At 33.1% G+C, this 11,835-nt stretch carries 7 protein-coding genes and 3 pseudogenes; 5 read left to right on the top strand and 5 right to left on the bottom strand.

Features of this window, described 5'->3' with window-relative positions; all coding sequences use genetic code 11:
- Window positions 1-900, bottom strand: a pseudogene (locus C564_RS33820) (IS4 family transposase); the annotation flags it as partial.
- A 145-nt stretch (window positions 901-1,045) separates the two neighbouring features.
- Window positions 1,046-1,567: pseudogene (locus C564_RS33815) on the bottom strand (GrpB family protein).
- Between the two features lie 740 nt (window positions 1,568-2,307).
- On the opposite strand from C564_RS33815, the pseudogene C564_RS33810 reads away from it, so the two are divergent.
- A pseudogene (locus C564_RS33810) lies at window positions 2,308-3,102 on the top strand (phosphotransferase).
- A gap of 311 nt (window positions 3,103-3,413) precedes the next feature.
- Here the strand turns inward: C564_RS33810 and C564_RS0127090 are convergent.
- Both C564_RS0127090 and C564_RS0127085 read right to left on the bottom strand, forming a co-directional pair.
- Window positions 3,414-4,490, bottom strand: a complete 1,077-nt coding sequence (locus C564_RS0127090) for a M42 family metallopeptidase (protein ID WP_018767531.1) — start codon at window positions 4,488-4,490, stop codon at window positions 3,414-3,416.
- 684 nt (window positions 4,491-5,174) lie between these two features.
- Window positions 5,175-6,338 (bottom strand): cytochrome P450, encoded by a 1,164-nt coding sequence (locus C564_RS0127085; protein WP_018767530.1) that lies wholly within the window; start codon window positions 6,336-6,338, stop codon window positions 5,175-5,177.
- 664 nt (window positions 6,339-7,002) lie between these two features.
- Here C564_RS0127085 and C564_RS0127080 point away from each other — a divergent pair.
- Together C564_RS0127080 and C564_RS0127070 are read left to right on the top strand one after the other, a co-directional pair.
- Window positions 7,003-7,527, top strand: coding sequence for an AAA family ATPase (locus C564_RS0127080; protein ID WP_018767529.1), 525 nt, complete (start codon window positions 7,003-7,005; stop codon window positions 7,525-7,527).
- A 1,127-nt stretch (window positions 7,528-8,654) separates the two neighbouring features.
- Window positions 8,655-9,824 (top strand): serine hydrolase domain-containing protein, encoded by a 1,170-nt coding sequence (locus tag C564_RS0127070; protein ID WP_026008725.1) that lies wholly within the window; start codon window positions 8,655-8,657, stop codon window positions 9,822-9,824.
- A gap of 394 nt (window positions 9,825-10,218) precedes the next feature.
- Here C564_RS0127070 and C564_RS0127065 read toward each other — a convergent pair whose 3' ends face one another.
- Window positions 10,219-10,659 (bottom strand): Lrp/AsnC family transcriptional regulator, encoded by a 441-nt coding sequence (locus C564_RS0127065; RefSeq protein ID WP_018767526.1) that lies wholly within the window; start codon window positions 10,657-10,659, stop codon window positions 10,219-10,221.
- 122 nt (window positions 10,660-10,781) lie between these two features.
- On the opposite strand from C564_RS0127065, the gene C564_RS0127060 reads away from it, so the two are divergent.
- Together C564_RS0127060 and C564_RS32695 are read left to right on the top strand one after the other, a co-directional pair.
- Window positions 10,782-11,204 carry a carboxymuconolactone decarboxylase family protein gene (locus C564_RS0127060; protein WP_018767525.1) on the top strand — a complete coding sequence of 141 codons (423 nt, stop codon included), beginning with the start codon at window positions 10,782-10,784 and terminating at the stop codon, window positions 11,202-11,204.
- Window positions 11,205-11,546: 342 nt separating this feature from the next.
- On the top strand, window positions 11,547-11,835 hold a 289-nt coding region (locus C564_RS32695; protein ID WP_018767523.1), incomplete at its 3' end, for a GNAT family N-acetyltransferase.

Here is an 11,835-nt window from a genome sequence, read left to right as displayed (position 1 = left end):
AGTTTGTTGTTTCCTACGTTTATGAATTTGAGTTGATGTGAGTCTATATATTACAACTCGTGAGGGTAATTTTTGTTGTCCAATATAGGCATTCTGAATTTCATAAGTATCTCCTGGCTTTATCTGATGCATAATATCTTCAAGGTTAAGCAAAACATATAAAGATTGCTTTTTTACTGCCCCATTCCGAAAAAAATTTGGTGATTCATTTTTTACATATACGCTATTATTTAATTTCAACCGTGAAACATAGAATACTCCCCGTTGATCCATCTGATCTAAATCTTTTAGAGAAAAGTATCCTAAATCTCGTATACATAAATCTCCTGGGCGTAAGGTATCCAAACACTCTGTACCAAAGGTTTTATCATTGTTTTTACCTGGTTCCATTTGAAAATTGAGGAATTTTCCACTATGTAAATCATACTCTAGCTGAATCTTAATAGCAGCTGTTTGTGCACATCCTCCTGACCCAGGATAAATAGGGGCCAAATGATTGGGTACTTGAAAAATAGTAGCATCTAAAATGCGTATACGTTGAAAATAAGAGGTGTATTAGTTTGAGATTTGAGACGAATCGTTTAATTTGCTTTTGATTAAAAGGGAAAATACACGTTGTAGAAATAAAACAGCGCATCGGTTAAAACGTTGATTAAGTCCTTCTGGACTCATAAGTGTAGCTGTATTTGCATAAAGCTGACTACATAATCGAGTAAGAGAATCGCTTGCTACCTGTTGACTAATCCAGATACATAAAGCAGCCAAATCTCGTGAGCCATACTTACTTTTACGTTTTACAAAACCTGTCTCTTGTGCGAGTTGTTGAAGAATATGTGGAGATAGATATCGCTGTAGTTCTTCAGCGAACAAATGAAACTCATCCTGAATCGATAGATTCATACAAAAACGCCATCCTTTCTGTATATTTCTACAAAAAGAATAACGTCTTTTTTACTTAATGGATAGTGCAAAACTTTAGCTTTATGGCGATGTGACGTTACCTCATAAAGTCGTTTGATAACTTTATATATTTACATGATTTTCGTTAGCGGAAGTTAATTTCATTTTTAGCTTTCTGAATAATATCTGTTATAAATGGCGCTTTTTCATTTGTGTATGCGACTCTATCATGATGATGTTTTTCAGCTAATTTTTGTTTTAATTGATAATACTGTTGGAGTGTATCAGGATGGTTTTTTAGATAATCTCTAAATAAGATATTACTGTTCCATTCTTCACTCCCTAGTTCATAAACGTGCAAATGATGTGTTCCCGCTCTCCATAATCCCTTTCTAAAAAATCTTCTGTTTGGAAACTCTTTATGAAACACATATTCATATGCAATCTTTTTTAAAGGTTCAATAAACTCATCTACTTCTTTTAAATTATGAACTCCAATCATAATATCTAATATTGGTTTAGCTCCTAATCCTTCAACAGATGTACTTCCAATATGTTCAATTGTAATAGCTTTATCTCCCATTATACCTTTTAGAAGCCTTTGTTCTTCTTTAAATTATAGTGCCCAATCTGGTGTATACTCCTCAATAACAACTGGTCTTTCCATATTCCTAATCCCCCTTATGTATTTTGCGCTTGAACATAATATCAAATTTATATGAGCAAAGCTACTTCAAATCAATAGAATTTTCATTATGGGGGGATTTTGATTCTTTAGGTTGATGGGCATGGGGTCTCGCCAACAAAACGCGAATTTCGTACGCTAAGGAATTTTTCAGTTAAAGAACTTGGTTCTACTGTACGTTAAGAAGGTTCCATAAACGATTTTTAATGTTTGTTATGGTACTTTGTTTTTGGTAATGAGTTTTAGAACTGGTTTTTGAGCGTATTTCTGTCAGTTACATTAAAAATACATAAAGCCCCATAAACGGTCGTTTTTGGTATCTTTTTATAAAGAGAAAAGGGATATTTATAAAAATATAGATAAGAAATTGTGAAAAGGTGTACTTAAAGTAACGAGGTATAATAATTGAAAAACTGTTTTAAATTTTCTTTATTTATCTAGTAATCTTTGGTAATATTTAATTTAGCGATGTAAAGAAAGGGGAATCTATATTACACATGTGGAATATCTTGAAATGATTATTTAATTGGATAGAGACAGTTGCGGTCCTTGATTCTTAAGGATGCGTTTATTTGTCTATCTAAAATCATTCAAGGGATACATGGTGTGGACAATTAAATTCCCATTACCAAGCAGATACCTTTGTATATCTGCTTTTATTTATGGGCAAAAATACATCTCTATTGACACAATCATAGCGTCCCTAAATCGGGGGAGTTTTAATGAAAAATCAGTACGAAAACGAAGAAATGCTAACAGGAGGTAATGTCTCAAACGTATATCGTTCGGGAGATACTGTTCGATGAGAATTAAAGCCAGACAGTACCAAAATCCACAAGCTATTAAAGCATTTGGAAAACAAAGGTTTCAGTTATGCACCAAAGTTTTTAGGTATTGATGAAAAAGGTAGAGAGATATTATCATTTATTGAAGGAGAAGCTGGCAATTATCCTTTAAAAGAATACCTGTGGTCTAATGATGTTTTAAAAGAAATAGCGAAGATGCTCCGACTTTATCATGATTCTGTGAGTGATTTTTCAATTGAAAAAAGTTGGCAATCAATAGATAACACACCCCAATCATTTGAGGTACTATGCCATAATGATTTTGCAATATATAACCTTATTTTTAATCATAAAAGACCAGTAGGTATTATTGATTTTGATGTTGCTGGTCCCGGTCCAAGACTTTGGGACATAGCCTATACTCTTTACACTTGTATTCCCTTAAGTAGAGTTTATTATTCTGAAACAGGTGAAGGAGTTTATTATAATTCATTACAGCATGCCGACCTTATAAAAAAAAGGGTTAAATTGTTTTTTGAATCATACGGTGAGGAAATAGAAGAAGATTATTTGGAAATGGTATTGCTACGATTAGAAGGATTATGTAAAACCATTAAAAGAAAAGCCAGTGAAGGTGACATTTCTTTTCAAAAGATGATAGATGAAGGGCACATTGAACATTATCAAAACGATATTAAATTTATTCGTGAACATGGAAAAGAGTGGATTTAGGGGGAAGATTTCGTTGAACTAACCTTGAGTTTTAGCTTAACAAGCCAAATTAAAAAGTCGGTTCCTTAGCATTTAGGAATCGACTTTTTTAGGTTGCAATTTGCTTAGCGTACGAAATTCGCGTTTGAGTTGAATTTGTACATAACTTGTTTGGAATTGCATCATAATCTGGAATTGAACAGACTGTGTAGGTATTATGTCTCTATTAAATGATTTTGCACCAGACCCCTTTTGTCTACTTCAGTTATAAAAACACTAAAAAAATTTACTAAATCTTTTAAGGTAATACAAAAGTTATTTTTATCCAAAATCTAGTTATCGTTGCGCACAATAAAATGATTCAATAAATTCACTGTAGAATAAATATCTTTGATATCAACCATTTCAAAAGGTGTATGTGTATAGCGAGTTGGAATACCAATAAGTGCTGAAGGAATACCGCTATCAAAAAAAGCTACTCCGTCAGAACCATAATTACTATAAATACCAATTTGGTAAGGGATATTATATTCTTTAGATACATCCTCTAAACCCCATGTTATTTTAGTATCATAATGAATAGCTCCATCCTTATAAACTAACGTCGGCCCACCGCCTAATCTAGTAGGATAGTTTTGTTCATTTACAGTTGGTATATCTCCCACTAAACCGCTATCTAGAGATATTACCAGATCGAAGTTCATCCTTGAACCTAAAGCAGACGCGCCATGTGCTTTATTCTCTTCCTGTACTGTAGCTCCATACCATACTTCATAATTTAATTTGGAAACGTCTATTTTCTTCATAAGGATATCCATAACAAGGAGCCCAATTCGATCGTCAAATGCTTTTCCTATAAGCCTATTTCCGACTTGAGTTAATTCCCTTGTCCATACTACGCTAGAGCCAATATGGACTCCTAATTTTTCTACTTCTTCTTTACTATTAATCCCCATATCTATGAATAGACTATTAAAATTTAAATTTCCAGATCTTTGCTGTTCAGTAAGGACATGACCAGTAGATGTAGCAAAAACTCCTGTTGCTATCTTCCCTGTTCTACTTATTACTTGAGCTAGTTGCCCTATCATATGTAAATGATTAGGACCAGATCTATGTGCTTCTTGCACTGGATCAATTAATAAAAAGCCATCAGAGGTAATATACCTTACAATAAATCCAATTTCATCCATGTGTGCTTGAATTAATAATTTAGGACCTTTTCCACCAATTTTACAAATTAAATTTCCCACTTTATCGTTAAAGCATTCTTCGGAGTTATTTATCCAATGTTTCTTTAACCAATCACTGACTATATATTCATGACCAGCTGGACCAGGTAAATTTACTAATTCTTCTAGTGTTTTAGAAATACTTTTCTCAATTACAAGTTCATCTACATTTAACATTATTAAATCCCCCTATATTTTAATCAATTCATATGGGACACTGACTAGCTTTATTTTACGTACCATGGATCTTATCTCAATAGATTAGAATCTATTAGTACAAATCTCATAATTCTTGTTATGACAGGGTTTATATCCTTACCGTTGTAAATTGCCTACTCCTAAAAGAGTATTATTTCACATGTAGAAACGAAAGTTACACAAGTAATTTTGATTAACTCGATGGATATATAGTAGTCTCCCTTAAATAATAAACAACAGTACAATCAAAATGCCATTTTATGTAATTTTCTATAAGTTAAGTTCTTATAAAATTAATTTGAGAAATATAATTATTAAAATGATAAATGGACAAAATCAATGAAATAGAAATGTAAAGGAATATAAAGAATTATCTATCTAATTAAATATAAAACAGCAAAACTAATTTTAAAGGTGTATCTTTCGTAATAAGTTGAAACATATATTTAAAATATAGTTTAACGGTTTTGAAAAAAGTTGTATTACGGATATGTTTATCTAAAGAAGGGGGGATTAACTTGAGAAAATTTGAGCCAAGCTCAAGATATTGAGCTCGGCCCTTAGGGGTGTATTTTCTTAGTGAAGGTAATTCATATTATCACCTCCTTTAATGGATATTTGGAGAACAGAAATTTAAAACACATAATAAATTAACTAATATTGTTAGGAAAAAGAAACTGGCAACAACTCAATACCTCTTGAAGTAGCTGTGACCCTACGTATTGGGCGTCTCAATAATCGTAAACGACTCGACTCTTCTAAAAGACATAAAATCAATTCTTTAATTGCTAATTTACCAAAAAAAGTTCCTACACATGTATGTGGTCCCCAACCAAACCCCAGATGTGGATTTTTTGAACGGTCAAGAATTATACTATCAGGTTCAGGAAACACTTCCGGATCTCTATTGGCTGCAGCAAACAGTACTACAATTACATCACCTTTCTGAATTGTAGTATCTCTAATTTTTGTCGTTTTGGCAGCTATGCGACCCGTTCCTTGTGCTGGTCCATCAAAACGAATTAATTCATCCACCCCAGTGTCAATTAAAGATTTATCATTTAATTTATCAAATACTTCTGGGTGTTCTAATAGAGCAAGTACGACATTACCAAATACAGCATATAAAGATCCAAAACTTGCATTGAACATCGTACCAGTTGTATTACGAATGTAATGCTCAGGAACATTTGTGTTTTGAGCATGTTTTCTAATGTATGAAACAATTCCTGGCCTATCTTCAGCAGCAAACCACTCACCAACAAGAGCATTGAGTTTTTCGCGTGCTTGATTACCTGGTTCAATATTCTCAGGTCTTAGTCCTGAATCCATTTGTCGAGTAATAGCTTCCGATATTTCAAGAAAAGAATCCAAGTTTGGCTCATCAACACCAAGTGTAATTGCTGTCATACTTAATGCTAGCGGAGCGGAAACCTCTCTCATAAAATCAAATTCATTTATTGATTTGTGTTTTTTAAAAATATCTTTAATTAATACATGTATTTTCTCTCGAACATTATTAATATCCTGTGAATTAAAAGCTCTCGTTAATAGATTACGCAAAGGTATATTGTCAGGTGGATCCAAAGATTGAACAGTATGACGTACATCTGGAATTTCCACTCCAACTCGTCTTCTATCAGTTGTAAACACTTCATGATTACGTAGCACTTCTTTACAATCATCGTATCTTGTTAATACCCATGATTTCATTCCTTCATGCCAATAAACGGGAGCGTTCTCTCTTAACTTTTTATAAATAGGATATGGATTCAATAATGTTTCAGGATCGAGAGGATCATATTTAAGTTCTATTTTTTGTAACATAATCGTCTCCTTTCACAAAAAATAATGTTTTTATCTTTTTCTATAAATTAACAAGAGCTCTCCTAATCACCAATACCCTCCTTAATTGTCTCCTCAAGAAGGGATTCTAATTTGGAAACTGATTGAATCTTATTAGCATAAATAGGAGCAGCATGAGTTATGCTAAATTCACTAGCTATTATTGCACTCGCTAAAGTGATGTCAGTAAACTTTTTTCCTTTCTCATTAAAACTCCGTAGTTGATTTATAATTCATAAATTAAATTTAACATTTTTAGCATAAATGTAAATATTTTGAATTTTTAGAAATATTATTTTGATTATTATGAATATTGTGACATATATAGGGTTTTAATTTTGAACAAAGTTGCGATGTTTTGCCCCTTTGGATCTGTTTATCTAAAGGGGTATTTTTATAGTGATAATAAGATCTGAACTGAAAGGTGGATTAAGGAATTGTTGAATAGCAATAAAGTTATTCCACTAAAGGGGGTACGGAAACGATTCAGGGAATGAGGGGCCACTCTGGGAGTAAATTACAATTTCAAATTTTTAAAAAAAATGAAAGTAAACTTTTGAATAGAAGCTTACTTTAGGTTATTGTTAAAACAATCAGCCCAGCATACTATCAAACATTTTGGAATGGCACCAATAAGTAGGCACTCATGAAAACTATTTTAATAATTATTCGTGGAAACTCAGGATCCGGAAAAAGCACAGTAGCCCGACAACTACAGCTACTCCTAGAAGGCGCCCTATTAGTTCCACAAGATGTGGTTCGTAGAGACATGCTTCGTGTAAAAGATAATGTCGGGAACTTATCTGTTGAACTTATCAAACAAATAGCACTGTACGGTATGAATAAAGTAAACTATGTAATTGTAGAAGGCATTCTAAGCAATAGTAAGTACAAAACTATGCTTACAGAACTAATTGATACATTTGAAGAAACTCACGTCTATTACTATGACATTTCTCTCAAAGAAACAATAGCTAGACATAAAACCAAGCCCAACAAAAACGATTTTGGCCAAGCTGAACTAACGGCTTGGTACACTGTCAAAGATTTTCTAGATTTACCAAACGAAAAAACTATTTCCGAAGCTATGTCAGTAGATGAAACTGTCAAAATGATTATCTCTGATATTGAGACTGTTTCTAAAACATCTGAAGCAAATCTTCACGAATAAACCCCTATAACTAAGCCAATTACGAAAACATTTTCCTACATAAAACAGAAAAAGTCCTAAATTAATAGGACTCTTTTTTACTTTCGTATTTATAAAAAATAAAAAGCACTTTTTAACGTTTTATAAGTGCTTTTAGGCTGGTATTAATTATGTAGTTTTATAATTTTTATTTTTTAAATCTAACCAATTCATTATCAAAACAAAGAAAAATCCTATTGCACATATACCCTTTAACCAGTTAAAGGTATGATCTGTTATAAACTCTGAAAATACTTGAATACTATAAGTGACAAATAATATTCCAAATATGCACATGTTGAATTTTAATATTTTTAAACTTTGCATAATGTTCACCTCGGTCTTCGGATTAATATATAATCATTATTATATCTAGATTATTCGTTTAAAGAAATAGAATTTGTAGTGTGTAGAATTTTAAATTAGGCTATATTATTGTATTTACAATGATATTTAAAAGTAAACTTCTATCTAAAAGTTTACTTTCGTATTTATAATAAATAAAAAGCACTTTTTAATGTTTTAAGAGTGCTTTTTACTTGATATTAATTATGTAGTTTTATAATTTTTATCTTTAAATTCTAAAATATTCATTATCAAAACAAAGAAAAAACCTAAAATTACACCTATTTCAGTAGTTCCCTTTTAGCGTACAGGCAATAGGTTATTTTGTGTCCAAATTGTACGTTAGATACATTTTTCAACCGCTTCCTGTACGTTAAGGGATTGGTTGTTTTTTATAATGAAATTCTAAATATCTAATCATAATAGGTGAAAAAGACGATCAATAGTTAGGGTACGGAAATGATTCGAATTTACATTCTTTCTCAATACATATTATGGATAAATAAAGTAAAATATGGGCTGAGGGTATGTCTCATGTTGTGTTAATCCTAACAATAACTAAGGATACATAATATGCTTTCATGCCCTTTAATAATTTTGTTATAGAAGGGATGGAGATGTAAATGGCTCAAATTGTTGATATTGATAGATACCTTTGTACTGGGGCTTTAATCTATATGAGTGAGGGCCTTTTCCCTAAGCCTAGGAGGTAAGGAACAGTAAACAGCCACCTATACAATATGAATAGAGGAGAGGAATGCCTTATGAAAATACGTAGTCAAATTACATTTGCAAGTCTGGCCCTTTTAATAGCTGGAAGTTCTCTGTTATACACAACACCAATCTCAATTGTAAAAGCAGAGCCCACTCAAAATGTATCTAGTTCGTCACACACAAGCACGCAACGAGATCGTAATTCCGTCAAGCAAGCAATGCGGGATACATTGCAACTTGGATACCCGGGGATACTTGCTAAAACTTCTGAGGGTGGAAAAACGTGGGGTTATGCCGCTGGGATAGCGGATCTGAGAACCAAGAAACCAATGAAAACAGATTTTCGCTTTCGCATTGGCAGTGTGACGAAGACGTTCACCGCAACAGTTGTACTTCAATTAGCTGGAGAGAACCGCCTGAATCTAGACGACTTCATCGAAAAATGGTTGCCTGGTGCCATTCAAGGAAATGGATATGATGGTAACCAGATTACTATCCGGCAGATATTGAACCATACAAGTGGTATCGCAGAATACTCAAGGTCAAAAGACGCTGATTTTACGGATACAAAAAAATCGTATACGGCTGAAGAGTTAGTGAAGATGGGGATTTCTCTGCCCCCAGACTTTGCCCCAGGAAAGGGCTGGTCTTATTCAAACACAGGATACGTATTACTGGGTATTCTTATTGAAAAAGTAACCAGAAACAGCTATGCGGAAGAGATTGAAAATCGGATTATTGAACCACTTGAATTGTCGAATACATTCCTACCTGGCAATTCAAGCGTTATTCCAGGCACCAACCATGCCCGTGGATATGTCCAACCAGACGGAGCAAGTGAGCTAAAAGACGTTACTTATTATAACCCAAGTGCAGGTAGCTCTGCTGGAGATATGATTTCTACTGCTGACGACTTAAACAAATTCTTCTCTTACTTGCTCGGTGGCAAATTACTGAAAGAACAACAACTAAAACAAATGCTTACTACAGTTCCTACAGGAAGAGAAGGAATCGATGGATATGGTCTTGGAATCTATGAAACTAAGCTTCCGAACGGTGTCTCGATATGGGGACACACAGGTGGCCTTCTAGGGTTTACTACTCTTGTTGGAGGTACACTTGGAGGCAAGCATACGTTAGTCGTCAATTGGAACAGTTTGGGTAGAGCTGACAGTCCTAATCCTTTTAAAAATATTTTATTTGCTGAATTTAGCAAGTAGGCAAAAAGGGGTAGCACCACATCGCCATCAACCTAAGAAAAGCAAATACCCCAAAACGAGAAAGTTGGCATCTCCAGGTGAAAATGTACAATTTTGTTGTTTTGGGGGCATTATAAAATTCTTAAGTTGATGGGCAGGGGGTACCGCTAGCATTTCGAAAAAAACCCACGCTAAGAGCATGCAAGATTTCATACAGTTTTTCGGCCAATCCAATAACAAACAAGAATCCTAAAACCCACGCCAGGATAGGAATGTATAAAAAAATGAATAGCATTATAGAAAAAGAAAAATCCCTACTTTCAAAGAGAATTCGCCTTTTTCTTGCTACCGATAATGATAGCTTATGTTAACTAGACATTAGTTGGACAGGTTAGTTGAACAACCATTATAAAAATCAGTCTGAATTGATTCTTAATTTCGTCTGGACCTGAGAAAAAATGAAATGTGTTACAGTATGGGCATATGGATTTACAGCTTCAATGAATTCTTCTGCTTTAGCAAAAGTGTCGAATTGCATTTTAAGCATATAACAAGCGTTTCCAGCAATTCGATAACAAAACTCTACATTTGGCAGACCCTCAATATATTTCTTAAAAGAATTATAGTCTCCGTTTTTAACTGTTGCTTCTATTATACATTGGATAGGAAGTCCTAATTTTTCATAATCGACTTCTAAGGTGTACTTCTTTATTATTCCGAATGACTCCATTTGTCTTACCCGTTCTGTTATAGATGGAGAAGACAAATTGATTCTTCTTCCAAGTTCACTCATTGATAATCGACTATTTTTGCTTAATTCTTCTAATATTTTGTTATCAATATCATCTATTTTCATTTTTAAGGAAAATTCTCCTATTTTCATTAATTTGTTGAAAAATTGATAGGAAACTAGTTTTAAATTTAATGTGATGGAATAAATTTATTTGATATTATAAATATTACCAGGAGGTATTAACTATGACAAGAATTAATGAATCTAAATTCGGAGAGACCCCTTTTCAAAAACTTTTAGGACATAACAAAGATGTATTGAACGGATGGACTCAATTGGGGGAAGTTTTGGAGAAAGATGGGAATTTATCCTCTCAGTTAAAAGAACAAGTAAGGAGAACTTTAGCACAAAGTAATGGTTGTGAGTATTGTAAAGCAAAAGGAAAACCTGAACCCCATTTATTCAATAATAAAATATCTATTGCAGTTGGCTTTGCGGAGGTGTTTTTAAAGCAACAAGGGGATATATCAGACGCTACGTTTAATGTTTTAAAAGAGTATCTTTCTGACGTAGAAATTAGTGAGCTTTGTGCGTTTATTACGTTTACTACTGCTTCACAGTATTTTGGCGCAATGTTAGCTTTAAAACCGCCCCAGGAAGGGGTTTAGAAATGGAGAAATACTCTACATGGAAAGAATATTTTTATGATATAGTCAGAGTATACTATATAAGTAAGATTAAACTATTTATTGTACTACCATGCAAGAACGGTAAATATTCCATGATCTGCGATGCAATCCAAACGAGTTGAACATCGCTTCCCTAATGAATTAACGTTTATAAATATACAAATTATTGTCTTAACTTCACAATTTGTATATTTATACTGTTTTATATTGTAAATATCTTAATAGAATGAATTGCGGACATTCATAATTCATTCTATCACTCTTAAATTTTAATTCACCTTGTGAAATTAATTTTTTATAAACCTAGGAAGGGGAAAAGTAATGCAAAATCTAGAAATAAAAGAGATTAAACTACTTGATGAAGATATTGAAGAGCTTTCTGAACTTTTGAAAACTGTAGTAGATGATGGAGCGTCAATAGGTTTTTTACCTCCACTGGAACAAGAAGAAGCGACAAAGTATTGGCACACTGTTTTAGCACCGGAGGTGATATTGTTTATTGCCAAAATCAACAATAAAGTGGCGGGCAGTGTTCAATTGCATTTAATTACAAAGCCAAATGGAAGCCACAGAGCTGAAATATGCAAGTTAATGACTCATCCAAACTTTA

The organism is Bacillus sp. 105MF (assembly GCF_000374885.1).
Classification (GTDB): domain Bacteria; phylum Bacillota; class Bacilli; order Bacillales; family Bacillaceae_G; genus Bacillus_A; species Bacillus_A pseudomycoides.
Note: the sequence above shows the minus strand (reverse complement) of the source record. Positions and strands in the feature narration are given on the sequence as shown.